Raw genomic sequence first — 26,426 nt, forward strand, 5'->3', positions numbered from 1 at the left:
AGCAGATTTTCAGTAATATTGTTTTATGATCGCGCTCAAAAAACCGAAGATTAAGACCATTTTTTTGCACCTGCTTTTCTGGATCGGAGTGTGGTTCTTCTTTTATTACTTTTTTAGTTATAATTCGAACGATCAGCGCTACATCATCTGGTTTTCAAGTTGCTTGCTGCCCGTAACAATCGCGGTTACCTACTTTGTGGTGAATTACCTGATTCCAAAATATCTGCTGGTAAAGAAGTACGTATTGTTTGCACTTTACAGCTTTTATACCGTTGTGGTTTCCTCGTATATCATTGTGCTTGTATTGTACGGCTGTCTTATTTTTTTACTGAGTTTTAATACTACCGTGATGCCGCCCATGAGTAAGAATTTCCTGTTTATTCTTATACTGGTTTACATGGTTTCGGGAGCGGTTGGCTTTTTTACTTTGCTGAATTACAATTTTAAAACTGCCGCTCAAAACCGCGAACTTCAGAATAAAATACTGGAAACGCAGCTGCAAATGAAAGACCAGGAATTGCAATACCTGAAAATGCAGATTCACCCGCACTTTTTATTTAATACTCTAAATACCATTTATGGTTTTGCGTTAAAGCAGTCGGTGCAGACGCCTGAAATTATCCTAAAGCTTTCCAATCTTCTCGACTACATTTTGTACCAGGTTAACAAGCCGTTGGTGGAGCTAAGTCAAGAGGTTCAGCATATTAAAGAATATATTGAGCTGGAGAAGATACGGTTTAAGGATACATTGAAGGTGGAATTTAGCAGCGGCGAAATCAGCGATAAAATACAGGTTGCACCTATGTTGCTGATGCCTTTTGTTGAAAATGCGTTCAAGCACGGTAACCTGGTTGATGGATTTTTAAACATTGACGTGGATATCTGGTTGGATCAAAACACGTTGCATTTCAAGATAGGAAATACCTGGCTCGGTGAAAAAAACGGGAAGGAAAAATCAGGAATCGGCTTGGAAAATATCCGAAAAAGGCTGGAGCTCAATTATCATAATCGATATAAGCTGAATAACAAGATGGAAAACAACTGGTATTGGGTCGAGTTATCCATTGAGAACCTGGAAATGACAAAAAATGGAAAAGCGAATTAAATGTTTGGTGGTGGACGATGAGCCGGTAGCTCGCGAAATTCTGGAAAACCATCTGGCTAAACTCGAAAGCTTTGAGTTGGTGGGCTCGTGTAAAAGTGCCATCGGTGCTTTTCAGATAATAAGCAGTCAACCTGTCGATTTAATTTTCCTGGATATTAATATGCCCGAAATGTCGGGGCTGTCGCTTGCACGATCGATTAACAGCAATGTAAAAGTGATTTTTACCACCGCTTATCGTGAGTATGCGGTTGACGGGTTTGATTTGCAGGCAGTAGATTATTTGCTAAAGCCCATTTCTTTTGAGCGCTTTTTGAAGGGAGTGCAAAAATATATGCAGGAAAATGTGCCGGTAAAAAGCAGTGACGCAATTGCGCCGGAAACGGAAGATACCGAATTCTTCTTTGTGCGGTCAGAGCGGAAGATGGTTCGGATTAATTTTTCGGATATTCGTTTTATCGAAAGCATTGCCGATTATATAAAAATTCACTTACAAGAGAGAAATGTGCTTACCCGCGAAACCATTTCCAATATCGAATCAAAACTGCCACAAAATGATTTTCTGCGTATTCACCGGTCGTACATTGTTGGCATAAAAAATATTGAGTCGTTTACTACCGAATACATCGAAATAGGGAAGAGGCAATTGCCCATTAGCAGAAGCTACAGGGAGCAGGTGTTGAGGAAGTTAGAGCTCTAGAATGTTTTGAAAATAAAAAAGGACGGGTCAACACCCATCCTTTCATCTAACTAAACCAATAAAACTAATCAAACCTAAACTTATGAACTAAAACTATGACACAAAGGTAAGGCGAGTTTTGGAAAGTAAGGTTACCCCAATGTTAAAAAACATGCTCTATAACATATGATTTATCTATGGGCATTAAGTTCCGTCTATTGTGTGGATTTTGTCTTTGACAATGAAAGAGGAGTTGGTTGCCGGGAAATGAATTAGCTGAAGGTGCGAAGCTTTGTAAAACAAAAAAAGGACGGGTCAACACCCATCCTTTCATCTAACTAAACCAATAAAACTAATCAAACCTAAACTTATGAACTAAAACTGAAGCAAATGTAAAGCGAAAATTGCAGATGGAGGTTAAGCCAATGTTAAAAAACATGTTTTATAACATATAGTTTATCTATGGCCCTTTGACGAACTCTATTTCTGAAATTAGGAGTAAATGAGATATGATGCCGGGGGAAATTCGGATGCGGAATGAATGATTGGTGAAGAAATTAAAAAAGGATGAGTCAACACCCATCCTTTCATCTAACTAAACCAATAAAACTAATCAAACCTAAACTTATGAACTAAAACTGAGGCAAATGTAAAGCGAAAATTGCAGAAGGAGGTTAAGCGAATGTTAAAAAACATGTTTTATAACATATAGTTTATCTATGACCTTTTGAGGTAGTCTATTTCGGAAATTAGGGGAAAATATTGATGTTGATGGTGAAAATTCTGTAGCGGATTGAATGATTGGTGAGGTCATTAAAAAAGGACGGGTCAATACCCATCCTTTTCACTAACTAAACCAATAAAACTAATCAAACCTAAACCTATGAACTAAAACTTATGGTGCAAAGATATGTTGCATAACATTAGTCCTGATGTCAGGCGTGTTAAAAAGTGTCAAATTGAATGTTTTTATATCAGTAAATTAACATTGAAGATGTAAGGCATAAAAAAGCCCTGTATATAGTATACAAGGCTTTTGGTATTTTGTACAATAGTTTTTCTATTCTTTGCTTTTGCCGCCTTCTCCGGCTATTGAATCGCGCATGGAAGTATCAGCCATGATGTTTTTGTACTTCATGTAATCCATCACGCCGAGGTTTCCGGTTCTGAATGCTTCTGCGATTGCCAGTGGCACCTGTACTTCAGCCTCAATAACCTTCGCACGCGCTTCCTGTGCTTTGGCAATCATTTCCTGTTCCAGGGCAATGGCCATTGCACGACGTTCTTCGGCTTTGGCCTGTGCAATGTTTTTGTCTGCTTCTGCCTGATCCATTTGGAGAACTGCTCCGATATTTTTACCAATATCAATGTCGGCAATGTCAATTGAGAGAATCTCAAAGGCTGTTCCGGCGTCAAGGCCTTTTTCCAATACTACTCTCGAAATAAAATCAGGATTTTCAAGCACAGCTTTGTGAGAGTGCGAAGAGCCGATGGATGAAACAATTCCTTCTCCAACACGGGCCAGAACAGTTTCTTCTCCAGCACCACCCACCAGTTGCCGGATGTTGGCGCGGACTGTTACACGCGCTTTTGCTATTAACTGTATACCATCTTTAGAAACGGCCGTAACCGGAGGCGTGTTAATCACTTTCGGATTTACCGACATTTGAACCGCCTCAAAAACATCACGACCCGCAAGGTCGATAGCGGTAGCCATGTTAAAAGAAAGTTCAATATTTGCTTTTGCAGCTGAAACAAGAGCATGAACAACTCTGGCCACGTGTCCACCTGCCAGGTAATGCGCCTCCAGCGCGTCACGACTCAGTGTTACGTCGGCTTTTGTGCCCTCAATAAGTGCCCGAACAATAACTCCGGGAGGTACTTTCCGAAAACGCATCAGAAAAAGCTGGATGAGCGAAATTCGTACTCCCGATACCAGTGCCGAAAACCAAAGTCCGATTGGTATAAAATAAAGGACGATGAACAGTAATACTATTACTCCAACAATCAGTCCCCACGTGCCTGCTGCTTCTTCAATCATTTTATTTTTTATTTATAGGTTCAACAATAATTTTATTGGAAACGATCTTTAATACTTTAACCGGAATGTTATGATCGATGAATGATCCGGTGGATTGTGCCTCCACCACTTCACCGTTTACCCTTACTTTTCCGGAAGGGGCCAGCCGCCCAATGGTCTTGCCGGTGTCTCCGGTTTTTATTTTCTCGGCATTGATCAGGTCAACTTTGCCGTCGATATTTTTTTCGAGAATCATCTTTTTCCCTGTTCTCGATTTAAAAAAGTAGTAAACCATCGACGGGGCAAGTAGCAGTACAATGGCAAGCGTAATAAATCCGGCTCCTGTTCCCAGGTCGGTAAAGGCAATATAAACGCTGGCGATCAACAGTAAAAAACCTCCGATCCCGGCAATGGTTACTCCGGGAATTACTGCGAACTCGATCAGTAATAAAACCAGTCCCAGTAATATTAATAGTATAATGGCAAAAATTGACATATCAGTCTATGGTTGCATTTAGTTCTCGTCCAATTAGTGCGTCTTTCATTGGCTTTAGTTCAGAGAAGCTGCCTTTCTTAACATCACATTTCCCCTTGTAATGAACCAGGTAAGTACATTGTGTTGCCTGTTCAATTTCGTGTTCACAAATGTCGATCAACGCATCAATCACATAATCAAAGGTATGAACGTCGTCGTTGTGAAGAATCAGCGAATTTTCTTCCAGTGTATCTTCATTCGATTTATCAACAGGAATATTTTTAGGTTCCTTTAATGTCATTGTTCGGCCTCCAATTTTTTTGCTTCACTCAAAGTTATTCTTTTTCCGTTAAAATACGGTACAACAAAGGCATCTTCTACACCTTCTCTACGCACCTGGGTTTGCATTTTTTGGGCGTCTTCATAATTGGTGAGATTTCCGGTGGTGTAAACTACTACTCCTTTTTCATCGGTGTATTGGTCAATTTTTCGGATAAGTGATAGCTTGTCAAACTGTTTTTTTACATATGAAGGCAACCCCCGGCTATAGGCCCCAATCTGAATTTTATAAACCAGCTCGTCTTGTTGGTCGCCAGCTGGCTGCTGTTTTGCCGGAACAATGGTGGGTAGAATTTCTGTAGAAATAATCAAGGCCGTATCCAGGGCTTCAGCAATTTCAACTTGTGGTTGATTGTACGAGGCGGCATGCTCTTTCAAAGAGGCAATAAAATCTATTCTTTGCAGCTCTGGCTGTGAGTTCCAGTAGTCGGTTTCTGCCCGTTGTGCGGTTTGAAGACTTTCGCGGGTATCGCGCTGAAGGCCAAATAAACTGCCTTCAGCATCAACAATTTTTTGTCCCAAAGCATTTTTCAACGAGGAGGTATTGGCTTCTGCATATTTGCGGCGCCATTCGTCCAGGTTACGGGTCAGCGAATCCAGTTGGAGGCTTAGTTGTTTCCATTTGAGGTAGGCCTCCAACCCTTCCTTTGTTTGAAAATTGGAGGTGTCCACATACATCATTTCGCTGTTTACATCAAAATTGATGGGCGCCTGTTTTTGCTTTTTTTCGGGAACTGTTGCCGGGGCCTCAATTTCCGTTTCTTCTGCCAAAAACGAGTCAGTCGGAATAGAATCTGTATTTGGAGTGTATATTATTGTATCGGTCTCTGCTTGCAGAGCTTCTTCTTTGGCTATTGGCACCGGTGCAATATCTTCGGTTTCTAACTCATACGGGCTGAATTGGTCCCTGCATTGCTGAATTTTTTCGGATAAACCAAGTGTTGCCTGCTCTTCCTGTGCGGCTGTTTTCTGGTACTTTAAATAATGAGTCAGGGCATTGTTCCATTGCTGCATCGCCTGGTATTGAATTCCCAGGTAATAATCTGTTTTTAATGGCGACTCACCTGTGCTTCCTTTTAACAAATAATTGATCTCGTTGGGGCCGTAATGTCCGTTTTCGGTCCGGCAGGCACCGTAATAATAGTTGATCATCAGATTGTCGGGACTCTGCAAGATCAGGGGGCTTAACAAAGTTTCAGCCTCTGTATACTTTTCTTCATCAAATCGTTGGATGGCTTCCACCAAAGGATTTTTCTGTGCTTCAACGAAAAGAGGCAATCCGGCAAACAATAAAACAAAATGTATTGTTAGAAGTATGTTGATTTTTCTCAATTCCATAATAGAAATGGCTTTTAATTTTCGACAGGTAAATTTAACAAAAATCAATTCTTTGGAGAATTTAAATTAGTCTGAATTGATGTGCAAGAAGTGAAATGGATACCTGAGTTTTATCATTTAATCAGTTATATTTGTAAAACAGAATGAAGCAAAAATCATGACAAATTTGAAAGTTGGAGATAAAGCTCCCGCATTTGAAGGGGTGAATCAAAGCGGTGAAAAGATTGCTTTGAAAGATTTTGAAGGGAAAAAGCTGATCCTGTATTTCTATCCGAAAGACAATACACCCGGTTGTACAGCAGAATCTTGCAACCTGAACGATAATTACGATGCCTGGCTGGCAAAAGGTTTTGAAGTGGTGGGGGTTAGTCCTGACAGTGAAAAATCTCACCAGAAGTTCGCCGATAAATTTGGCTTTCGGTTTAACCTGATTGCCGATACCGAAAAAGAAATACTGGAGGCCTACGATGCCTGGGGCGAAAAGTCGATGTATGGTAAAAAATATATGGGGGTTCTACGTAAAACCTTTGTTATCGACGAAAAGGGTGTAATTCAGGAGATTTTCGAAAAAGTAAACACAAAAGATCACACCAACCAAATTATCAACACACTTAACTTATAGACCAGAACATGACAAGCGAAGAAAAAAGTCTGATGAATAAGGAAAAGCTGAAAGCACTTCAGCTTACCATGGATAAAATTGAAAAGAGTTACGGAAAAGGATCCATCATGCGAATGGGCGATAATCCGCATGTGGATGTCCCGGCCATCTCGTCGGGTTCCATTGCACTGGATGTGGCACTGGGAGTTGGAGGCTACCCCAAAGGACGTATCGTAGAAATCTACGGCCCGGAATCTTCGGGTAAAACCACACTTGCCATTCATGCGATTGCCGAAGCTCAAAAGGCCGGAGGTATTGCTGCCTTCATTGATGCAGAGCATGCTTTCGATCCGTATTATGCCAAGAAACTAGGTGTAGATATCGATGAGTTACTGATTTCACAACCCGACAACGGGGAACAGGCACTTGAAATTGCCGACAACTTAATCCGCTCTGGAGCATTGGATATTGTGGTGATCGACTCGGTGGCTGCGTTAACGCCAAAAGCAGAGTTGGAAGGCGAGATGGGCGACTCGAAAATGGGCTTGCAGGCTCGTCTTATGTCGCAGGCCCTGCGTAAACTCACGGCCAACATCAACAAAACCAAAACCTGCTGTGTATTTATCAACCAGCTGCGTGAAAAAATTGGTGTAATGTTCGGTAACCCCGAAACAACTACCGGTGGTAACGCGCTTAAATTCTATGCTTCGGTACGTTTGGATATCCGCCGTATTGGCCAGATCAAAGACGGGGAAGAAGTAAACGGAAACCATGTGCGCGTGAAAGTGGTGAAAAACAAAGTGGCACCACCATTCCGCAAAGCCGAATTTGATATTATGTACGGCGAAGGAATTTCCAAATCGGGCGAGATCATCGATTTGGGTGTTCAGTACAATTTGATCAAAAAAAGTGGTTCGTGGTTCAGTTACGGGGAAACAAAATTGGGTCAGGGGCGCGAAACCGTGCGTAACCTTGTTATGGACAATCCTGAATTAGCTCAGGAATTGGAAACCAAAATAGTTGAAGCGATAACCGGAACCCTTACGATGGAATAATAATAGTATACATAGACAGAATTTGCCGGGTGAATTGTTTCTGTCGATTCACCCGGTTTTTTTTATAAGCTAAAATTAAGTATGAAAGTCTTAAAATTTGGCGGGACATCCGTAGGTTCTGCCACCAACATCAAAAAAGTAAAAGAGATCGTTCTTTCGCAGAACGATGATGTAATTGTTGTAGTGTCCGCATTGGGCGGCATAACCGATAAAATACTGACGGCAGCGAACAACGCTGCCACGGGTACCAGCGACTTTCATACGGAACTTACGGAAATCCGGCAGCGTCACCACGATACAATGCACGAACTCTTTAACGGAAATGAACCGATCAGGGAGGTGGTGGAAAAACTGCTGGATGAACTGGAGCAAATTCTGACCGGTATTACGCTGGTGGGAGAACTCACCGCCAAAACACTCGACCGCATTGCGGGTATTGGCGAGCGGATGTCGTCGCAAATAATTGCCGCTTTTATAGGCGCCGAACGAAAAGACTCTTCGTTGCTGATTCAAACCGATAGTAACTTTGGAAAGGCTTCGGTTGATTTTCAGGTTACCATTAAAAATATAAAGGAGGAATTTGCCGGTTTTAGAGGAATTGCGGTAGCTCCGGGTTTTATTTCGAAAAACAGCAAAGGCGAATTTACTACGCTGGGCCGTGGTGGTTCAGATTTTACCGCCGCTATTATTGCCGCAGCACTTGATGTGGAGGTACTGGAAATATGGACTGATGTGAATGGTTTTATGACTGCTGATCCGCGTGTGATCCGAAAAGCCTATACCATTCCGGAACTTACCTATTCCGAAGCAATGGAATTGTCGCATTTTGGCGCGAAAGTGATTTACCCACCAACCATTTTGCCGGTTTATCAAAAAGGAATCCCGATCCTGATCAAAAATACTTTTGAACCCGAAAATCCCGGGACACGGATCGTAAAAGATGTGAGGAATGGCTTCGACCGTCCGATCAAAGGAATATCATCGATTTCCGGAATTACACTGCTTACCATGCAGGGGATTGGTATGGTGGGAGTTACCGGAATTTCGATGCGATTGTTTACCGCCCTGGCAAGGGTAAACGTAAATGTGATCCTGATTTCGCAGGCTTCGTCAGAGAACTCCATCAGTGTGGCCATCGAAGAAAAAATGCTCAGCAAGGCGGAGCAAGCCATTTGCGAGGAATTTGAGAAAGAGATTGCCAGTGGACAGGTAAATAAGATTGATATCGAGAAAGAAGTTTCGGTGGTTGCCATTGTCGGAGAGAACATGAAAAAAACAACAGGCGTTGCCGGAAAGTTGTTTTCAACCATTGGCCGCAATGGGGTAAACATTATTGCCATTGCACAGGGCGCTTCGGAGCTTAACATTTCGTGGGTGGTTAAAAACGAAGATCTCCGTAAAACCCTGAATGTGGTGCACGAATCGTTCTTCCTTTCCGAGTTTGTAGAATTGAACATCTTTTTGATGGGAATCGGAACCGTTGGTGGAAATTTATTGCAGCAGCTAAAACAACAACAGGAAAAATTGCTGAAAGAGAAACATCTTCGCGTAAAGTTGACGGGAGTTGCCAACTCGAAGAAAATGCTTTTTGAACGCGAAGGGATTGATATTTCCGAATTTCGTGATAAGCTGGCGCAGGCCGAGAAAACATCGTCGCTGCAAGGTTTTGTCGACGAGATGAAAGACATGAATATTTATAATTCTGTTTTTGTGGATTGTACGGCTTCCGATAACGTGGCGTCTGTGTACAAAGAGATTCTGAATGCCAACATTGCCATTGTTACAGCAAATAAAGTAGCGGCATCTTCGGATTATGAGAATTATGCCGAACTCAAAAGAATAGCCAAACGGAAAGGAGTGAAATTTCTTTTCGAAACCAACGTTGGCGCGGGATTGCCGATTATTAATACGTTGAATGACCTGGTAAATTCGGGCGACCGTATTTTAAAGATTGAAGCCGTTTTGTCGGGAACGCTGAATTATATTTTTAACACCATTTCAGAAGATATTCCGTTAAGCAAAACCATTCTGATGGCCAAGGAAGAAGGCTATTCAGAACCTGATCCGCGTATTGATTTGAGCGGGGTAGACGTAGCGCGCAAGATCCTGATCCTGGCGCGCGAGTCGGGATACCGGATTGAAATGGAGGACATCTCCATCAAGCGTTTTGTGCCTGACAGCCTGTTTAACGGAACACTGGATGAATTTTGGGAAGGTGTGCCCGGGCTGGATGCAGCTTTTGAAACAGAACGGAAAAAACTGGTTGCCGAAAATAAGAAATGGCGTTTTGTGGCCCGTTTCGAAAATGGCAAAGCTGAAGCTGGCCTGGAAGTGGTGGATGCCAGTCATCCTTTTTACGACCTGGAAGGAAGCAATAACCTGGTGATGTATACCACCGAGCGCTACCACGAATTTCCGATGCTGATTAAAGGATACGGTGCCGGGGCCTCTGTAACTGCGGCTGGTGTTTTTGCCGATCTGATCAAGGTATCGAATATTTAATTTTTTTATTGATCGGAATTTTCAAAAATTAATTGTTACTATCCCGGCAGACCTTCGTTTTTTGTTCAATAAAACAAGGTAGCCGGATATTGTACAACAAAAAATCTGGAAAAATGAAGTACCTGATTATACTCGGCGACGGTATGTCGGACGAGCCTTTACAAGCTTATGATAACAAAACTCCTTTGCAGATGGCCAACAAACCGCACATCGACTGGCTGGCGAAAAACGGACAATCGGGAATGCTGAAGACGGTTCCCGATTCGATGCATCCGGGAAGTGAAATTGCCAATATGGCGGTTCTGGGCTACGATGTGGAGAAGGTTTTTGAGGGCAGGGGAGTGCTCGAAGCTGCCAGCATGGGGGTTGAACTGAAACCTGGCGACCTTGGCTTGCGTTGCAACCTGATTTGTATTGAAAATGAACAGGTTAAAAATCATTCTGCCGGACATATTTCCAATGATGAAGCGGCGGAACTGATTCATTTTCTGGACGAAAAGCTGGGCAACGACCGGGTGAAATTTTATGCCGGTGTTTCCTATCGTCATTTGCTGGTGATAAAAGGAGGTATCAAAGACGTGAAAACGACGCCTCCGCACGATGTTCCCGGAACACCTTTTCGCGATGTTTTGCCGGTAGCCAAAACAGAAGCGGCTGAAGGAACTACCGAACTATTGAACGAATTGATCCTGAAATCACAGGCGTTGTTAGCCGATCATCCGGTTAATCAGAAAAGAAAGGCCACCGGGAAAGATGCAGCCAACAGTATTTGGCCGTGGTCGCCAGGTTACAAACCGGCCATGCCAACCCTGCAGGAAATGTTTGGAATCGGAAGTTCTGCGGTGATCTCTGCGGTTGACCTGATTCATGGAATTGGGGTGTATGCCGGTATGAAAGTGATTCATGTGGAAGGTGCAACTGGTTTGTATGACACCAATTACGAAGGAAAAGCCAAAGCCGCCATGGATGCGCTAAAGGAAAATGATTTGGTTTACCTGCACATTGAGGCAAGCGATGAAGCCGGCCATGAAGGAGATGTGGAATTGAAAACCAAAACGATTGAATACCTCGATCAGCGTGTGGTGAAATACATTCTGGAGGAAACCGCAAAAATGGAGGAGGAAGTAGCAATTGCAATTTTGCCCGATCATCCAACTCCCTGTGCTTTAAAAACACATACGCGCGATTCGGTACCGTTTAGCATTTACAAACCCGGAATGGCCCCGGATTCAGTAGAGGTTTACGATGAATTTGATCCGCGCAACGGAGTTTTGGGGTGGTTGAAAGGGGATGAATTTATCCGGACATTCCTTGGTAAATCATAAATATGTAGCCTCGTTAGGACTGACACAATGAATCAACGGTTTATTAAATTTATGACATAAGTCATATTTAATGGCCGGTTCGTGTAGCTGTGTACAGCTAAAATTTTACTTTTGAACTTAGTTATGAAGTATTACAGTACCAATAAAAATACACCCGAAGTTTCGTTAAAAGAAGCAGTTGTAAAAGGCCTGGCTGCCGATAACGGACTTTTTATGCCCGAAAGAATTGAAGCGTTCGATCCTTCTTTTTTTGAAAACATTCAAAACCTGAGTTTTCAGGAAATTGCCTACGAAGTGGCTTTGAAGTTTTTTGGAGAAGACATTGAAGCGCAAAAACTGCATGAAATTGTTTTTGATACGCTTTCGTTTGATTGTCCGCTTGTAAAAGTAGATGGAAATATTTATTCGCTTGAATTATTTCACGGCCCAACACTTGCCTTTAAAGATGTGGGGGCAAGATTTATGGCACGTTTACTCAACTACTTTCTAGGGAAAAAAGAAAAGCAGGTAAACGTTTTGGTAGCCACTTCGGGCGATACCGGAAGTGCTGTTGCCAACGGATTTCTGGGGGTTGAAGGGATTCACGTGCACGTGCTTTATCCCAAGGGAAAGGTAAGCCGTATTCAGGAAGCCCAGTTTACAACGCTGGGACAAAATATTACTGCGCTGGAAATCGATGGCACTTTTGATGATTGTCAGCATTTGGTGAAAACAGCGTTTCTTGACAAGGAATTGAACGAGAAACTGGTTCTTACCTCAGCAAATTCGATCAATGTGGCGCGTTTCCTGCCACAGGCATTTTACTATTTTAATGCATATGCCCGTTTGAAAGAGGCTGGTATTTTGGAAAACAGGGAGTTAGTGGTGGCTGTTCCGAGCGGTAATTTTGGAAATCTTACCGCCGGTTTGATTGCAGCTGAAATGGGGCTGCCCATTCAGCAGTTTATTGCAGCGAATAATGAAAACGATGTGGTTTTCGAATACCTCAAAACCGGAAAGTATCAGCCGCGGCCATCGGTTGAGACCATTGCCAACGCTATGGATGTGGGTGCACCCAGTAATTTTGCCCGTATTCTGGATTTGTACCAGCATTCGCATAAACTGATAAATGAAAAAATAAAAGGATTTCGCTATTCTGACGGTGAAATCAGGGAAGTTATTGACCGGGTTTACTCTGAAACAGGATATTTGTGCGATCCGCACGGTGCCTGCGGATTTCAGGCATTAAAAGAATTTCTCTCCGGCCAGCAGGTGGGGGTTTTTCTGGAAACGGCTCATCCTGCGAAGTTTACAGAAACGGTAGAAGCGGTAATTGGAAGCGGCAAAGTAGAATTGCCCGAGAAATTGGCTGCATTTATGAGAGGTACTCGCGAGGTGAAAAGTTTACCGGCTGAATACGAGCAATTTAGAGTATATTTATTAGGTATGTGTTTCTGAAATGATAAGTGAACAAATTAAGGTGAGCTCTGTTTAAAATTAGTGTTATTGCTAAACCTACAGTACATTAATTGAATTAGAATACTACATTTGTAGTTGAAAGAACCAAAAGGACTATGTTTCTTTTAGTAAATGTTAACGAAATCAAATTATGAGGCAGCTTAAAATTACCAAGCAGGTCACTAATCGCGATACCCTCTCGCTCGATAAGTACTTGCATGAGATCGGGAAGGTAGAGTTGTTGTCTGCAGAAAAGGAAGTTGAACTGGCCAAACGCATAAAAAAGGGAGATCGCGCAGCTTTGGAAATATTGATCAAAGCAAACCTGCGCTTTGTTGTTTCGGTCTCCAAACAATACCAAAATCAAGGTTTAAGCCTACCTGACCTTATTAATGAAGGCAACCTGGGGTTAATAAAAGCAGCGGAACGATTTGACGAAACCCGCGGCTTTAAATTTATTTCCTATGCCGTGTGGTGGATTCGCCAGTCGATCTTGCAGGCTTTGGCTGAACAGGCACGCATCGTAAGGTTGCCCTTGAATAAGATTGGGTCAATCAATAAAATCAACAAGGCCTTTAATAAACTCGAGCAGGAATTTCAACGGGAACCCACCGTTGAAGAACTGGCAGAGTTAATGGAGATGAAGCCTGATCTGGTGGAAGATTCCATGAATTTTTCCAATGTTCATGTTTCGATGGATGCTCCGTTGCGCGAAGAGGAAGCCAACAATATGTACGATGTGATGATGAACGAAGATTCTCCCGATCCGGATGAAAAGCTGATGGATCTGTCGTTACGTCAGGAAATTGAACGCTCGCTGGCAACGCTGGGGGAGCGCGAAGCCGAGATACTTCGGTATTATTTTGGATTGAAAGGCTACCAGCAACATACCTTGGAAGAAATCGGTGACGAATTTGGACTAACGCGCGAAAGAGTAAGGCAAATCAAGGAAAAAGCAATTAAGAAGTTAAAAAACCAATACCGGAACAGATTATTAAAATCTTATCTGGGCAAATAAACCGTATTTAATGAAGCGACTGGTCGCACCCTCCATCCTATCCGCAGATTTTAACCATTTGGGAAAAGACATTGAAATGATTAACCAAAGTGAAGCTGACTATATTCACTTTGATGTAATGGACGGCGTTTTTGTTCCCAATATTTCTTTTGGAATTCCAGTTATTGAACAGGTAAACCGTATTGCAGAAAAACCTCTCGATGTTCATTTGATGATCGTTAATCCGGATCATTTTATCGAGCCTTTTGTAAAGGCCGGAGCATCGATTGTTACCGTTCATTACGAAGCCTGCAAGCATTTGCACCGCACGGTTCAGCTTATCAAGTCGTTTGGAGCAAGAGCCAGTGTTTGCTTAAATCCGCATACTCCGGTGGCTGTTTTGGAAGACATCATTCAGGACCTGGACATGGTGTTGCTGATGTCGGTAAATCCCGGCTTTGGAGGGCAAAAATTTATCGAAAATACCTATAAAAAGGTAAGACAGTTAAGAGAGCTGATTGATTCGGTAAACCCGGATTGCCTGATTGAAGTGGATGGCGGAGTTAATTTTGAAACAGGAGCCAGGCTGTTCGAAGCAGGTGCCAATGTTCTGGTAGCCGGAAGCTTTGTTTTTGGTGCTGAAAATCCGGCAGAGATAATTTCAGGATTGAAGCAACTTTGATTTTTGCTCCACCTGAACACATTCATCAATGTTTTTCTGAATAATGTATTTGGGCAGATCGCGTAACTGGCAATCTGCCGAACATTCTCCGCAGTTGTGGGTGTGAATGCTGGTCGGATTAACGGGGCCCTTTTGAGGTTGAGCCTTGGCTTTTTTCTTTTTGATGCCCAGTTTCTTAGCCATTTTCAGAGTGGCAATGGTAACTGCCGAACCAATAATCATGTATGTAATAACTTCCTGTAGCATGGTTTAAACAATCATGTTTCCGACATTATACACTATAAACGCAGCAACCCATGCAAGGGTTGTAGTATATATAACAGAAAATGCAGCCCATTTCCAGGAACCGGACTCATTTTTGATGGCGGCAACCACGCCGATGCAAGGGAAATAGATCAGGATAAATATGAGGAAAGCAAGCGCAACAGGGCCCGTAAAGGTTTTTTCTCCTTTGTGTTTGCTGGTCATGTGTACTTCGTCCTGAAGTTTTTTCTGAAGGCTTACGGTGGTTTCATCGCCTGAAGTCTGGTACAAAACACCCATGGTACTTACCACGATTTCTTTGGCGGGAAGTCCGGCGAGCAGAGATATACTCATTTTCCAGTCGAATCCCAGCGGACTCATTACCGGCTCAATAACTTTCCCAACTCTGCCCAGGTAAGAATTGATCAGCCGGTCGGTTTCCTGTTCTTGTTCAACGAGCAAAATTTGTTCTTCTTTTGACGATTCGCTTAGCTGGTCGTTTTGTTCGATGTGACTGATTTTTTCTGCAAAAAGAGCTGTATTCTTTGATTCACGGGGGAAGTATTCCAGCGCCCAGATAATGATTACACCCAGCAGGATAATTGTTCCGATTTTTCGCAGGTAATGCTGGGTCTTGTCCCACATGTGATAAATTACATTCCGAAGTGTTGGCATCCGGTAGGTGGGGAGTTCCATTACAAAAGGTGTCTCTTTGTTTTTGAAAACCGTTTTGTTTAGTATCTGTGCTGTCAAAAAAGCAAACACAATTCCCACCGCATAAATTCCAATCAGTATCAAAGCCTGGTATTTCGAGAAGAACGCAGAGATAACTAAGATATAAACGGGTAAACGCGCACTGCACGACATAAACGGAATGATCAGCATTGTTAAAATGCGGTCGCCCCGGTTACGCATCGAGCGGGTGGCCAGAATAGCCGGTACATTGCAGCCAAATCCCATTATCATGGGGATAAACGATCGTCCGTGCAGCCCGAAACGGTGCATAATATTGTCCATAATAAAGGCGGCGCGGGACATGTATCCTGATCCTTCAAGCAGTGAAATAAAGAAGAACAGGATGAGAATATTGGGCAAGAACACCAAAACGCTTCCGGTTCCACTAATAATGCCGTCGACCAAAAGATCTTTCAGCATTCCGTCGGGGATAATATTGGAGGCAAAAGTGCCCAGTTTTGATACTCCTAAATCAATCCAGTCCATTGGGTAAGCGCCCACTGTAAAAGTTGTCCAGAACATCAGAAACAACAGGGCCGTGAAAATCGGAAATCCCAGGTAGCGATGTGTCAGTAAACCATCGATTTTTTCCGAGCGTGTTTTTTCTCCTTCAATCGGGTTGCTGTAGGTTTCTTTTAGTGCCCCGGTAATAAAACTGTACTTGGCATTGGTAATAACGGTTTCACTGTCGTCGTTTTCGAGCAATTCTATTTTGGCTATTTCCTTGTCGGTAATCTCGCGTATTTCCTTGTAATTCGCATAGTCCGACAGCAATTCCAAAATTTGCTTGTCTTTTTCGATTAGCTTAATGGCAATAAAGCGGGAAGAGATTTTGTCGGTAATCGGTTTCGTTTCCTTTACCTTCAACCTTATCTTCTGAATGGATTTCTCCAGTTCTTTTCCGTAATTGATGTGTACGTGACGCGAAGTTTTGTCTTTGCCCTCAAAAACATCGATTACCTTGTCTACAATGGCATCAATTCCTTTTCCTTTCGAGCTGATCGTTGGAATGATGGGGATTCCTACCAAACGAGCCAGGCGCTCCTGGTCCAACTCCAGTTTATTTTTCTCCATTTCATCAAACATGTTTAGCGCAATAATGGTACGCAAGTCCATGTCGATCAATTGGGTGGTAAGGAACAGACTCCGTTCGAGGTTGGTTGAGTCCAGTACATTGATAACAATATCGGGTGTTTGTTCGTAGATAAACTTTCGAACAAAAATTTCCTCGGTCGAATAGGCAGTTAAACTGTATGTTCCCGGAAGATCATAAAAATTAAAGGTGTATCCTTTGGCTTTGAACGTTGCTTTGTGGATACCAACGGTAACTCCGCTGTAGTTACCTACTTTTTCTTTTGATCCGGAAATAAAATTGAAAAGCGTTGTTTTGCCACAGTTGGGGTTGCCAACCAGCGCAATATTGATGGTGCGGGTACGCTCCGATTGATTGATCAGCTCAATGTTGCGATCAATCGTACCTTCAAAGTTGTCTTCTGCCTCCAGGTTAAATTCCTGAAGGGGGACAACTTCGATCAGTTCCGCTTCCGATTTCCGGAGCGATACATTGTAATTTAGTATTTTAAATTCAATCGGGCCATTGAAGGGTGAGTCCTTAATCACTCTGACTTCTTTCCCGCGAATAAATCCCATTTCAGAGATTCGTTTCCTGAAAGATCCATGGCCTAATATTTTGGTGATTATTACCGGTTCGTTATGTTTTACATCACTCAGCTTCACGTTTCCCTCGCCTTCCTATTCTTGATTTAAATTAAATAAAAATAAGCGAACAAAGATATTCAATTTGTTATCATTTAAAATAAAATAACAATGTTCTTCACATAGTAAGTTCAAGTAGTTACTTTTGTTCAAGGAGAGACAGGACATGGAGGAAGATAAATTTTATCAAAACATTCAGAAAGCACTCGAGGATTTGCCTGAGAACTACAGTATTCTGGAGGAGCGCATCGATATTGAGGTTCAGATGAAATACTTTGAATACGCAAAATCGAACCGGGAGAAAATGGATGCCAAGGGATGTTTTGAACAGCGCGAGGAGCTTTTTGAAGAAAATACAGGGGAGGACCGGAAAAAGGAAATACTTACTTCGATTGCCGTTTACGATGACGTGAAAGCTTATCGTACACTTGAGAAATTTGTGGCAGAATCGGAGGGCGAGTTAAAACAATGGGCGATACTGGCTTTGCAGGAAAGTAGAATGTTGCTGCAAAGTTCGTTGCTCGACGAACAACAGTTTTTTATTTCAACCGGCCTGGGTGGAAAAGGGAAGAAGCTAAGGTATTTTGTGGTTTTTATTAACCGGAATACAGAAGAACTACTTTCAGCAACACAACAAAAACTGTTAAAAGACGAGCTCGTTTTCGAGTTGAACAAGCACGAAGGCATTTTTGAGTCGATGGATTTTATGGAAGGTTTTTCATCGGGGTTGGTGATGCTTCCCCTAACGGTAGAAATCCGGTCGGTATTTCAGAATGTAATCGAAGAGTGCAATCAATACGGTGGATTTTTGCAGGAAGATATGATCATTACCAACGTAAAAGTGTTGTCGCGGGGGGAAATTATTCAATTATTACATCAAAAAAAGAACGAAAATAAAGATGAACTGGAAGAAAAATAAAATTAATGTGGCCATTCAGGTCTTGCCTGAAGCCGATGGGAAAATAAAATATTCGTTGGTTGATGAAGCCATCAAGGCAATTGCCGATTCTGGACTTAGATACCAGGTTTGCCCATTTGAAACGGTGGTAGAGTGTGATTATGAGCAGCTTCCTGTTTTGCTGGAAACCGTTCATCAAGCCTGTGCCAGCGCCGGAACCGAGAAGATGTTGACCAATTTGAAAGTGCAGGTTAATTTCTCGAACAACGTTACAATTGAAGATAAAATGGAAAAATACATTTAATTTTTCCTGAGAGTTTCGATTTTTACAAATTAGTTATATATTTGCACCGCTTTTAAGGCAAAACGCCAACGGCCCCGTAGCTTAATGGATAGAGCATCTGACTACGGATCAGAAGGTTGGGGGTTCGAGTCTCTCCGGGGTCACCCAAGCGGGGATTTTATCATTTTTGATAGAATCCCCCTTTTTTTGTCCATTCAAAACCCTTGCTAATTCAGGGATTGGTGAAAAAAAAGTATTAATCCTGGGGGTTCGAACCAGGTCAAATTCACGGTTATAGTAGATTCCTTCCGGAAACAACAAATTCTGAAAAACCTTTTTACTGTTTAAATCACCGGAATCCCACAAAAGAAAGGGATTCCTGCATATTTTCACAGCAAAATCTATCACCTTTTTGAGGTTCGAACTGTATCCTCCTGTCTTGCTGAGTTCTTGCTCAATTTCGAAACATTCCTTTTCATATTTCGGCCTGAATTTTCCATACAGGCTTCGGTCTATTTCGCCAATAACAAAACGTTCTTCAATGGCATTCAATTTTTTTCTTGTCTCTGTCAGTTTAGTTTTTAATGATGTCGCATTCTCCATCTGGGATTTAAAAAACACCGCCATCTGTTCTTCCAATTGCACCTTAATAATATCAACCTCTTCTTTCCCAATCTGAAAAGTCTTTAAAACATTCCGAAACAAATCATGCATTCCTTTGGCGCTTCGGTTGACTTTGCAACCTTTGGTCCTGCATTTGTAATAATATATTCCTTTTTTTTTCGCCAGATAACCTGTCATTGTCTGGCCACATTTGTCACATTTAGTAAATACCTTCAAAGGCAGGTTTTCATTATCCTTATCATGGACAAACCCGTGATTTCTCTTTTCCTGTCGTATATCGTGAACGGCCAGAAACAGTTCTTTTGAAATTAAGGACTCATGTCTGCCTTCTATTACCTGCCCTGGAAGCATCTTGCTGGTAATAAGACCGCAGTAAAAGGGATTTAAGAACAACGTATTCAACCGTTTTTCAGATATATCAACTCCCATCCGTTTTAATCGCTTGGAAATTTCAACATTGGGCAAGTGATTATATGCTTTCCATTCAAAGGCTTTTTTAAGAATTTTTCCTTCTTCATTAACAACCAGTTTGCGTTCGGTTGCTCTCCCTTTATTTAAATCCTTGTATCCGCGTGGGGCAGCCCATACCCAATATCCTTTTGTTAATAACTCGCGCATGCCCGTAACCACCTTATCCCGCCTCAATTCATTATCCATCTGTCCAAACAGGAATAATATTTTTTGCTGAAATGAACCGGAAGGCGTTGTGGGGTCAAGTTCCTGTGTGGTTGCCAGGGTAATAACGCCGTACTTTTTCAGCAAATCATCGGCAATTGAAGCTCCGGCAATACCAGAACGGGAAAAACGTTCATAGGAGTAAACAATCACATAGTTGACATTCTTCGACCGCTTCACGAAGGTTAACATCCGGTTAAACTCTTTGCGGTCGTCTGTCTTGGCCGATTCATATGTTCCCCCAAAATAACCGACCACATTCAATCCCCTCTTGTTGGCATATAATTCACAATATCTTTTTTGTGACTCTAAACTGGTATTGTCTTCCTGATCTGCCGATGATACACGGGTATAAATTACTGCATTATTCCCTTTCTGGAATTGTCTTGGTGCCAGTGGCGCAAATTGTTTAAAAAGGCTTAAATCACTCATGAACGACAAAGTGTTTCTTTTAAAATTAGTATGAAGACAATTTAGCAAAAAATATTTAGACCTGATTATTTTCCAAAATAAAGGCTTTCAAAATCAAGAGGGCAACAGTTTCTGTATTCTTAATTAGTTTCTCATAATCTTCAGATGACAAATCCTTGTACTTTGGGATACACCGGATTTTTTCCAAAGGCAATCGCTCCTTAACCCTTTCGGTTGCTTCTTCAATATTTCTGTTTTGTTCTTCCTGCATAGGTTAATAAGGCTGGAAACCGGAAATGCTAGGTCTAATTTCCGCCACTTCCAACAAACCTATTAAAAACCTTAACGTGTTGACAAATAATGGATAATGTGTCTTGCAACGTCTCTGTTTGTCTGTGCTGTTGTTCTCAGAAATCGAAGACTGACCAAAAAAGGAACCCAAAAGGTTGAGCGAAATCCCATTGGATATAAGACTTGTGACAAAGAATAGTTTAAGGAAGTCCGCCGGTTTTTTGTGCTTTAATTTGATTGAAAACCCTGGAGGGCTTGTCTTTCAAAATAAAGGTAACATTGTGGCGGGTTTGATTGCTTATTTGGAAACGCCAGTCAAATTGACCACCCCACGCCAATTTAAATTGACCATCGACGCCGGAGCAAATTGACCACCGACCATTTTCAACAAAAAAGAGAACGTTTTTCTTCTGTCAGATTACAACAAATTTACTGTTTTTTATTCACTATAAATGTTTCGTTTTTTTCTCATCGATTCACCCATCAGCTCAATCCTGTGCGATTGATGTATTAAACGGTCGAGTATGGCATCGGCAATCGTTTTCTCCCCGATTATTTCATACCACTTACTAACGGGCAGCTGTGATGTTACAAGCATTGAGCCTTTATTGTGCCTGTCTTCAATTAACTCTAACAGTGCTATCCGGTTTTGGCTATCTAAGGGTTGCAGGCCAAAGTCGTCAAGTATTACCAACTGGTGCCTGGCCATTTTTGCAAGTTCCTTGAGATAAGATCCATCGGCTTTTGCCATTTTTAGTTTAGAAAACAGCTTGGTTGTATTAAAGTACAAAACCCTGTATCCCTCGATACAGGCCTGATACCCTAAGGCTGTTGCAATATAGCTTTTGCCGGCACCGGTGCTGCCCGATATTAATACATTCTCGTTCTTATTAATAAAATCGCATTCAGCCAGTCTTAACAGTTTTGTCCGATCGATATTTCTTGTATGTTCGTACACCACGTTTTCAATGGTTGCCTTATAATGGAACCTCGCATTTTTTATCAATCGCTCTATCTTTCGGTTGTTGCGATCGTCCCACTCGGCATCTGTTATCATCGATACAAACTGGTCGATGGTGTAATCATCGGTTTTACCTGTTTCGACAGCTGTTTTAAAAGCCCCATGCATACCATGGAGCTTCATCTGTTTCATTCGTGTTAATGTTACTTCGTTCATTGTTCTTTTACTTTATCAGTTATAATATTTTCTTCCCCTTATGTTGTTATGAAAAGGAAGTTCCGGTTCGTCCGGTTTTTCATCGTCAAGTTTATCCAACCCTTTTTCCAGTATCTTTTGTATGATTTTGTAGTTGTAAACCTGATGTTCCAATGCACGTTTACACGCATTGGCAAGCCTTTCTTCTCCCACCTTTTTGGCAAAAGCCAATACGCCCATACAGCTTTTATAGGATTGTTCAGGGTGTTGTTTTCTTTCCAGCACATTGATTATAAATTCCTTTACACTCTCGTCAATTGAAGCTGCCCAGTTGATAAAATGCTGCGGTGTCCAGTCGGTAACAAACTGGTGTGTTGTTGCCAGGTGGTCTTTGTTTGTGGTGTAGAAGTATTTACGTCCATCTCTTTTGTGCAAAGCTATGCGGTTGTATTTATGGTATATTTCAACGGTTTTTGATGTAAACACCAGCTTAACCTTCTTCTTTAAATACTGACACGGAACGCTGTAATAATGCTTGTCTTTGCTTAGCAACACATGCCCGTTCATGGCTACGGTGGCTATTGCTATTTCTTTAATCTCGTATTTTTCTACAGGCAATGCGGTAAGCTTGCCTTTTTCGTCTTCAACGAATAATTGATACCGGGACGTTGGCCTGCCGGTTAACTTTTTGTTGTTATGCTTGTCCAGTTCATCCCAAATTGCACTGTTAAGTTCTTCTAAACTGTAAAAGTCTTTGCCGCGCAAGGCCGGATATATTCTTTGGTACAGTATCTTAACTGCCCCTTCTGCCAGAGACTTGTCCCGGGGACGGTAAGCTCGTGCCGGAAGAACTGTTGTGCCATAGTGTTCAGCAAAGTCCATAAACGTTTCGTTAATGGTAGGTTCAAACCGGCTGCTTTTGGTTACGGCAGACTTTAGGTTATCAGGGACAATAGCTGCAGGAACTCCTCCATAAAAGTGCAGTGCATTTTCAACCGAAGCAACAAAGTCTTCTTTTTGTTGGCTCGCAGAAGCTTCTGCATAGGTGTATTGACTGGCCCCCAGTATGGCAACAAAAAACTGTACCTCTTCAATCTCACCTGTTTCTTTATTGATAATTTCAAGGGTTTTGCCAGCGTAGTCAATAAACATCTTATCGCCTGCTTTATGCTCCATATGCATTACCGGGTTAACCTTTTTACTCCAACGCAGGTAGTGGGCTTTAAACTGGCTTAGTTTTAGCCCATCGGGATGTTTTTTATAATATTCCTCCCACATCAGCTGTTTGGTAACGCCGGTCTTTTTTAGTTCACGTTCCATGTAAGGAAAGAAGTTATAAACCTTTTTTAGCTTGGGGGAAAGAACATCTTCGGTATCTCTGCTAAAGATCTTTTCCAGCTCGGAATCACTCTTTTTATCAATATCATCAATTGTAAGGTTTAATACCTTGTATAGAGCGATATACTTCTTGACGGTGTTACGTGAAAGGCCCAGGTACCTACTGATAAATTGTTTTGCTTTTCCCTGGTGATGCAACTGAATGACTTTTCTAACTTTACTCATGTCGATTAATTTATTAGCCATGTTTTCATATTAATTTGTTTAAATCAGTATGAAATTATGGCTTCGACAGAAGTAAAATCAATCTCTTTTGATGGGTGGTCACTTTAGTCCGGCGCAGGTGGTCAGTTTGCTCCGGCACGGGGTGGTCAGTTTAAACTGGCGAGGGTGGTCATTTTATTCCGGCCTTGGGTGGTCACTTTGACCGTTTTTTCCAGACATATATTTCCCTTAGTAATTTTGAGAATTATTCTTCAGTCTTAATCTGTTTAGGAAGTTTTCAATAATAAGATATTAAGGTTTTATGTCAAATTGCATTTCATTAAAGTTATAAATAAGAAACTCCCTAGGCCTATATCATCTTGAAAGTTCCATAACCAGAGTTGTACAAATACTGCCAAATCGACAACATTAAATATAACTTTTGAGGGTCTATTTCTTCCTTGACTATTGTTAACAATCATTGTAGCCTTACTCCTTTCAAGTACGACTACATTATTATTCGCCAAAATAAAATGGAGTTTATCAATTAATCGTTAACGATTTGCATAAAAACAGTAGCCGATTGAAGGCTAAAACTCCTTAATTTACTAGTATTACGACTATTATCATTAATGCAATGTTGTGCCTCGTTTTATTTTAAGGTTTCTTTTAATAGTTGTTTGTAAATCTGGCTTGTATCTTTCAATGCTTTCATTTCTTGAACCATCACTTCTTTCATTTCAAGATATTTTAACGAATATTCTTCTTGAGCCACTAAATTATTCTTTTCATAAGGGTCTTGATCCAAGTTGAAAAACTGAGAATGCCTTTCTCCCTTTACCAAATATTCTATTAGTTTGAGATTTTCTTTTCGATAGGCTCTCATAAACTCTTTATAGCCATATGTCATACTTTCTCTATGTGTTTTATTCTCATCGTTTATAGATGCTGCAAAACTTCTTCCTTGAACGGTTTCTGGACTTTCAATATCTACTAGCTCACAAAGCGTAGGAAACACATCGAACAGATAATTTAAGGCTTCTCTTTTTTCATTTTCAGGAATTCCAGGTCCTGATATCACAAAAGGAACACCAATACTATGCTCATATAAATTTTGTTTACCCATCAAACCATGTTGTCCAACTGCCAATCCGTTATCAGCAGAAAAAATGATTATGGTGTTTTCATATTCTCCTGATGCTTTCAATTGTGCAATTATTCTACCTATTTGAGCATCCATGTGAGTAATCATGGCATAATAATCACGCAAGTTTGTTTTTATTTCAGCTTTAGTTCTTGGAAAACCTGCTAACATTTCATCTCTTATTTTTAACTCTCCAAAATCCCAAGGATGGATTGGTAAAAAGTTAGGTGGTATAGATATGGTTGAAGTATCATACATCTGCTTATATTCTTTTGGCATAGAACGAGGGTCGTGGGGCGCAGTGAAAGAGATATAAGCAAAGAAAGGCTTTTTGTTATCGTGACTTTTTAAAAAATCAATGGCTGCATCTGCAAATAGTTCGCTCGAATGTTTTCCTTGTATTACATGGTCACAATTCTCAATATACTCTACATTATTATCGTGCCATGGATTTTTTATATATGGTGTTTTCTTATCATACTTTCCTGTGCTATCAAAATGATAGACAGGAACATTCCAATGGTCACACATACCACCAAAAAAAATCTCATCGCCATCCGAAAAACCTCTTGCAAATACATCCTTCCCATTATGATGCTTCCCAGTACCAAAGGTAGCATAACCAGCTTTTATGAAAGTTTCAGGCATAGATTCCGTTTCTTCTAATATTGGCGATTGCCAATCTTGTGTCTCAATGCCATACAAATGACGGCCTGTTAAAAGCATTGCCCTACTTGGTGAGCAAACTGCTGGACTGTTACCGCCCATAATATAGGTATTGCTAAAACTTACTCCCTTCTTTACAAGTTTATCCAGGTTGGGAGTAATAATTTCAATATTTCCCAATTCCCTAATTGTTCCTGAACGTTGGTCGTCTGCAAAAAGAAATAGGATATTAGGTTTCTTGTTTACTTCTGTCTTTAATTGCTGGCAGGAGTACAAAAAGAATACCATGATTAAAATAGATGATCCAATAATACTGTTTTTACAATAACTTTTCATTTTTTAAAGTAGTTAACTAGTCCAAATTTTGTGATACTATTTTGCTTGAATGAGGCACAACTCTTTAATAACATTAACTTCTCCTTGTTTATACGGAGTGCCATCTTTATGGAAAATATCATGAAACCAAAGTTCAGGATCTGAACCATCAGGAATTGGTTCATCCCAAGCATATTTAGTATTAGACTTCCCTGCCACTAGCCCCCAATTAATAGCACCTATATTCTGCTTTTTTAATATAGGCATAATATTACTGAACAGGCTATTATGCTTACGAGCCATATATTCTGTACAAATCATTGGTCTATTATATATCTTCAATGAATCTATAGCTCTCTGATGAAGTATCTCATCACTATAATTGTGATAGGTAATAATATCTGAATTCTCTATTTGAAATTTATTAAGATCTATTAAACTCTTGTCCCAAATACCAGAAGTTAAAGGTTGTTCTGGACTTACACTTCTAGCCCACGAAAACACATTTTTTAATAGTGGCAAAGATTTATTTTTATAACCGGAGTTTCCAGGTTCATTATATAAATCCCACAAAATTATTCTTTCATCGTTTTTAAATGTTTCTAATATATCTTTTACATATGTTTCAAGAATTGGCATTAAATTATCACTTGTAAACAATAAATCACCTGGATCACGAACCCACCCCGAATTGTGGATTCCGGGTTTAGGATCTGGTTGTTTCCCTGCCTTATAATTAGCATTCCAGCAATCATCAAAAAACACGAAAATAGTCATTATGTTATGCTTATTTGCTATTTCTAAATAAGTGCTGATGCGTTTTTTAAATCCACTATTATCAACTTCCCATGCAACATGATGTAAATAAACGCGCATGCAATTTAGGCCAATATTTTCAGCCCACCCCAATTCTCTATCAATAGTCTCAGGATCAAAACTATCTTCTTGCCAAAACTCTAATTGATTTATTGCTGTACTTGGGTTAAAATTAGCACCTCTCAACCACGGTTTGCTTTTCCACCACATGTTAGCCTTATCTTCTGACCACTTTGCTGATATAGTCAATTCACTTGACATCTTGCTTTGGCTTAGTGTATCTTTCTTTTTTTGACCACATGAAGCAAATAATACTATAATTAAATAAGCGAATATTAAAAAGTTAGTTTTGTACATAA

23 protein-coding genes and 1 tRNA gene are annotated in these 26,426 nt (G+C 41.0%); 12 read left to right on the forward strand and 12 right to left on the reverse strand.

From position 1 onward, the window contains the following. Positions 1-25: 25 nt before the first annotated feature. Positions 26-1,105: a sensor histidine kinase gene (locus D1614_RS18655; RefSeq protein ID WP_119439499.1), complete on the forward strand. Its 1,080-nt coding sequence runs from the start codon at positions 26-28 to the stop codon at positions 1,103-1,105. Further along, positions 1,089-1,802, forward strand: coding sequence for a LytR/AlgR family response regulator transcription factor (locus D1614_RS18660; RefSeq protein WP_119439500.1), 714 nt, complete (start codon positions 1,089-1,091; stop codon positions 1,800-1,802). Before D1614_RS18655 ends, D1614_RS18660 begins: the two co-directional genes overlap by 17 nt. Positions 1,803-2,841: 1,039 nt before the next feature. Here D1614_RS18660 and floA read toward each other — a convergent pair. Genes floA through D1614_RS18680 form a run of 4 tightly spaced genes read right to left on the reverse strand, consistent with a single transcriptional unit; the run spans position 2,842 to position 5,953 of the window. Continuing rightward, positions 2,842-3,822, reverse strand: a complete 981-nt coding sequence (floA, locus tag D1614_RS18665) for a flotillin-like protein FloA (protein ID WP_119439501.1) — start codon at positions 3,820-3,822, stop codon at positions 2,842-2,844. 1 nt (position 3,823) lies between these two features. Beyond that, the gene (locus D1614_RS18670) at positions 3,824-4,297 is read right to left on the reverse strand and encodes an NfeD family protein (protein ID WP_119439502.1); all 474 of its coding nucleotides are present in this window, start codon (positions 4,295-4,297) and stop codon (positions 3,824-3,826) included. A 1-nt stretch (position 4,298) separates the two neighbouring features. Continuing rightward, positions 4,299-4,577 (reverse strand): ATP-dependent Clp protease adaptor ClpS, encoded by a 279-nt coding sequence (locus D1614_RS18675; RefSeq protein WP_119439503.1) that lies wholly within the window; start codon positions 4,575-4,577, stop codon positions 4,299-4,301. Beyond that, positions 4,574-5,953, reverse strand: coding sequence for a hypothetical protein (locus tag D1614_RS18680; protein WP_147384318.1), 1,380 nt, complete (start codon positions 5,951-5,953; stop codon positions 4,574-4,576). The genes D1614_RS18675 and D1614_RS18680 overlap by 4 nt, the downstream gene beginning before the upstream one ends. A gap of 157 nt (positions 5,954-6,110) precedes the next feature. Here D1614_RS18680 and bcp point away from each other — a divergent pair, with 157 nt between their 5' ends. The 7 genes from bcp to rpe all read left to right on the forward strand — a co-directional run bounded on the left by bcp (position 6,111) and on the right by rpe (position 14,552). Beyond that, positions 6,111-6,575 (forward strand): thioredoxin-dependent thiol peroxidase, encoded by a 465-nt coding sequence (bcp, locus tag D1614_RS18685; RefSeq protein ID WP_119439505.1) that lies wholly within the window; start codon positions 6,111-6,113, stop codon positions 6,573-6,575. 32 nt (positions 6,576-6,607) lie between these two features. Beyond that, complete coding sequence (recA, locus tag D1614_RS18690; protein ID WP_206610075.1) at positions 6,608-7,609, forward strand: recombinase RecA; 1,002 nt, start codon at positions 6,608-6,610, stop codon at positions 7,607-7,609. 81 nt (positions 7,610-7,690) lie between these two features. Next, positions 7,691-10,111, forward strand: a complete 2,421-nt coding sequence (gene thrA, locus D1614_RS18695; protein ID WP_119439507.1) for a bifunctional aspartate kinase/homoserine dehydrogenase I — start codon at positions 7,691-7,693, stop codon at positions 10,109-10,111. A 113-nt stretch (positions 10,112-10,224) separates the two neighbouring features. Beyond that, the gene (locus D1614_RS18700) at positions 10,225-11,436 is read left to right on the forward strand and encodes a cofactor-independent phosphoglycerate mutase (protein WP_119439567.1); all 1,212 of its coding nucleotides are present in this window, start codon (positions 10,225-10,227) and stop codon (positions 11,434-11,436) included. Positions 11,437-11,547: 111 nt separating this feature from the next. Next, complete coding sequence (thrC, locus tag D1614_RS18705; protein ID WP_241558134.1) at positions 11,548-12,873, forward strand: threonine synthase; 1,326 nt, start codon at positions 11,548-11,550, stop codon at positions 12,871-12,873. A 151-nt stretch (positions 12,874-13,024) separates the two neighbouring features. Continuing rightward, entirely contained in the window at positions 13,025-13,891 is an 867-nt protein-coding gene (locus D1614_RS18710) for a sigma-70 family RNA polymerase sigma factor (RefSeq protein ID WP_119439509.1), read from the forward strand. 10 nt (positions 13,892-13,901) lie between these two features. Beyond that, entirely contained in the window at positions 13,902-14,552 is a 651-nt protein-coding gene (rpe, locus tag D1614_RS18715) for a ribulose-phosphate 3-epimerase (RefSeq protein ID WP_119439510.1), read from the forward strand. On the opposite strand, the gene D1614_RS18720 is transcribed toward rpe, so the two are convergent. Next, positions 14,532-14,798, reverse strand: coding sequence for a hypothetical protein (locus D1614_RS18720; RefSeq protein ID WP_119439511.1), 267 nt, complete (start codon positions 14,796-14,798; stop codon positions 14,532-14,534). The two genes, rpe and D1614_RS18720, sit on opposite strands and share 21 nt — an antisense overlap. A 3-nt stretch (positions 14,799-14,801) precedes the next feature. Continuing rightward, positions 14,802-17,267: a ferrous iron transport protein B gene (gene feoB, locus D1614_RS18725; protein ID WP_119439512.1), complete on the reverse strand. Its 2,466-nt coding sequence runs from the start codon at positions 17,265-17,267 to the stop codon at positions 14,802-14,804. Between the two features lie 124 nt (positions 17,268-17,391). Between feoB and D1614_RS18730 the strand changes: the two genes are divergently transcribed. The 3 genes from D1614_RS18730 (at position 17,392) to D1614_RS18740 (ending at position 18,591) form a co-directional block, all read left to right on the forward strand. Then, entirely contained in the window at positions 17,392-18,165 is a 774-nt protein-coding gene (locus D1614_RS18730; RefSeq protein ID WP_147384319.1) for a hypothetical protein, read from the forward strand. Further along, a complete protein-coding gene (locus D1614_RS18735; RefSeq protein WP_119439514.1) occupies positions 18,146-18,448 on the forward strand; it encodes a thiamine-binding protein in 303 nt (100 codons plus the stop codon). Before D1614_RS18730 ends, D1614_RS18735 begins: the two co-directional genes overlap by 20 nt. Before the next feature lie 70 nt (positions 18,449-18,518). Next, positions 18,519-18,591 (forward strand) — tRNA-Arg (locus D1614_RS18740). Here D1614_RS18740 and D1614_RS18745 read toward each other — a convergent pair. The 6 genes from D1614_RS18745 to D1614_RS18775 all read right to left on the reverse strand — a co-directional run bounded on the left by D1614_RS18745 (position 18,557) and on the right by D1614_RS18775 (position 26,424). Further along, positions 18,557-20,158 (reverse strand): recombinase family protein, encoded by a 1,602-nt coding sequence (locus tag D1614_RS18745; RefSeq protein ID WP_119439568.1) that lies wholly within the window; start codon positions 20,156-20,158, stop codon positions 18,557-18,559. The two genes, D1614_RS18740 and D1614_RS18745, sit on opposite strands and share 35 nt — an antisense overlap. 55 nt (positions 20,159-20,213) lie before the next feature. Then, positions 20,214-20,408 carry a hypothetical protein gene (locus D1614_RS18750; RefSeq protein WP_119439515.1) on the reverse strand — a complete coding sequence of 65 codons (195 nt, stop codon included), beginning with the start codon at positions 20,406-20,408 and terminating at the stop codon, positions 20,214-20,216. Between the two features lie 459 nt (positions 20,409-20,867). After that, complete coding sequence (gene istB, locus D1614_RS18755) at positions 20,868-21,605, reverse strand: IS21-like element helper ATPase IstB (protein ID WP_119439516.1); 738 nt, start codon at positions 21,603-21,605, stop codon at positions 20,868-20,870. A 15-nt stretch (positions 21,606-21,620) separates the two neighbouring features. After that, positions 21,621-23,147 (reverse strand): IS21 family transposase, encoded by a 1,527-nt coding sequence (istA, locus tag D1614_RS18760; protein WP_206610076.1) that lies wholly within the window; start codon positions 23,145-23,147, stop codon positions 21,621-21,623. Positions 23,148-23,778: 631 nt separating this feature from the next. Beyond that, positions 23,779-25,272: a sulfatase family protein gene (locus tag D1614_RS18770; protein WP_119439519.1), complete on the reverse strand. Its 1,494-nt coding sequence runs from the start codon at positions 25,270-25,272 to the stop codon at positions 23,779-23,781. A gap of 36 nt (positions 25,273-25,308) precedes the next feature. After that, entirely contained in the window at positions 25,309-26,424 is a 1,116-nt protein-coding gene (locus D1614_RS18775) for a glycoside hydrolase family 2 TIM barrel-domain containing protein (protein WP_119439520.1), read from the reverse strand. Positions 26,425-26,426: the final 2 nt, after the last annotated feature.

Source organism: Maribellus luteus (assembly GCF_003576475.1).
GTDB classification, from domain to species: Bacteria; Bacteroidota; Bacteroidia; order Bacteroidales; family Prolixibacteraceae; genus Draconibacterium; species Draconibacterium luteum.

Coding starts and splice junctions, on each gene's coding strand:
- D1614_RS18655 (WP_119439499.1), top strand. CDS start 26: ATGATCGCGCTCAAAAAACCGAAGATTAAGACCATTTTTTTGCACCTG.
- D1614_RS18770 (WP_119439519.1), bottom strand. CDS start 25,272: ATGAAAAGTTATTGTAAAAACAGTATTATTGGATCATCTATTTTAATC.
- D1614_RS18700 (WP_119439567.1), top strand. CDS start 10,225: ATGAAGTACCTGATTATACTCGGCGACGGTATGTCGGACGAGCCTTTA.
- thrA (WP_119439507.1), top strand. CDS start 7,691: ATGAAAGTCTTAAAATTTGGCGGGACATCCGTAGGTTCTGCCACCAAC.
- bcp (WP_119439505.1), top strand. CDS start 6,111: ATGACAAATTTGAAAGTTGGAGATAAAGCTCCCGCATTTGAAGGGGTG.
- D1614_RS18710 (WP_119439509.1), top strand. CDS start 13,025: ATGAGGCAGCTTAAAATTACCAAGCAGGTCACTAATCGCGATACCCTC.
- istB (WP_119439516.1), bottom strand. CDS start 21,605: ATGAACGAAGTAACATTAACACGAATGAAACAGATGAAGCTCCATGGT.
- rpe (WP_119439510.1), top strand. CDS start 13,902: ATGAAGCGACTGGTCGCACCCTCCATCCTATCCGCAGATTTTAACCAT.
- D1614_RS18670 (WP_119439502.1), bottom strand. CDS start 4,297: ATGTCAATTTTTGCCATTATACTATTAATATTACTGGGACTGGTTTTA.
- D1614_RS18660 (WP_119439500.1), top strand. CDS start 1,089: ATGGAAAAGCGAATTAAATGTTTGGTGGTGGACGATGAGCCGGTAGCT.
- D1614_RS18735 (WP_119439514.1), top strand. CDS start 18,146: ATGAACTGGAAGAAAAATAAAATTAATGTGGCCATTCAGGTCTTGCCT.
- recA (WP_206610075.1), top strand. CDS start 6,608: ATGAATAAGGAAAAGCTGAAAGCACTTCAGCTTACCATGGATAAAATT.
- D1614_RS18675 (WP_119439503.1), bottom strand. CDS start 4,577: ATGACATTAAAGGAACCTAAAAATATTCCTGTTGATAAATCGAATGAA.
- D1614_RS18775 (WP_119439520.1), bottom strand. CDS start 26,424: ATGTACAAAACTAACTTTTTAATATTCGCTTATTTAATTATAGTATTA.
- D1614_RS18750 (WP_119439515.1), bottom strand. CDS start 20,408: ATGCAGGAAGAACAAAACAGAAATATTGAAGAAGCAACCGAAAGGGTT.
- D1614_RS18745 (WP_119439568.1), bottom strand. CDS start 20,158: ATGAGTGATTTAAGCCTTTTTAAACAATTTGCGCCACTGGCACCAAGA.
- D1614_RS18720 (WP_119439511.1), bottom strand. CDS start 14,798: ATGCTACAGGAAGTTATTACATACATGATTATTGGTTCGGCAGTTACC.
- floA (WP_119439501.1), bottom strand. CDS start 3,822: ATGATTGAAGAAGCAGCAGGCACGTGGGGACTGATTGTTGGAGTAATA.
- D1614_RS18680 (WP_147384318.1), bottom strand. CDS start 5,953: ATGGAATTGAGAAAAATCAACATACTTCTAACAATACATTTTGTTTTA.
- istA (WP_206610076.1), bottom strand. CDS start 23,147: ATGAGTAAAGTTAGAAAAGTCATTCAGTTGCATCACCAGGGAAAAGCA.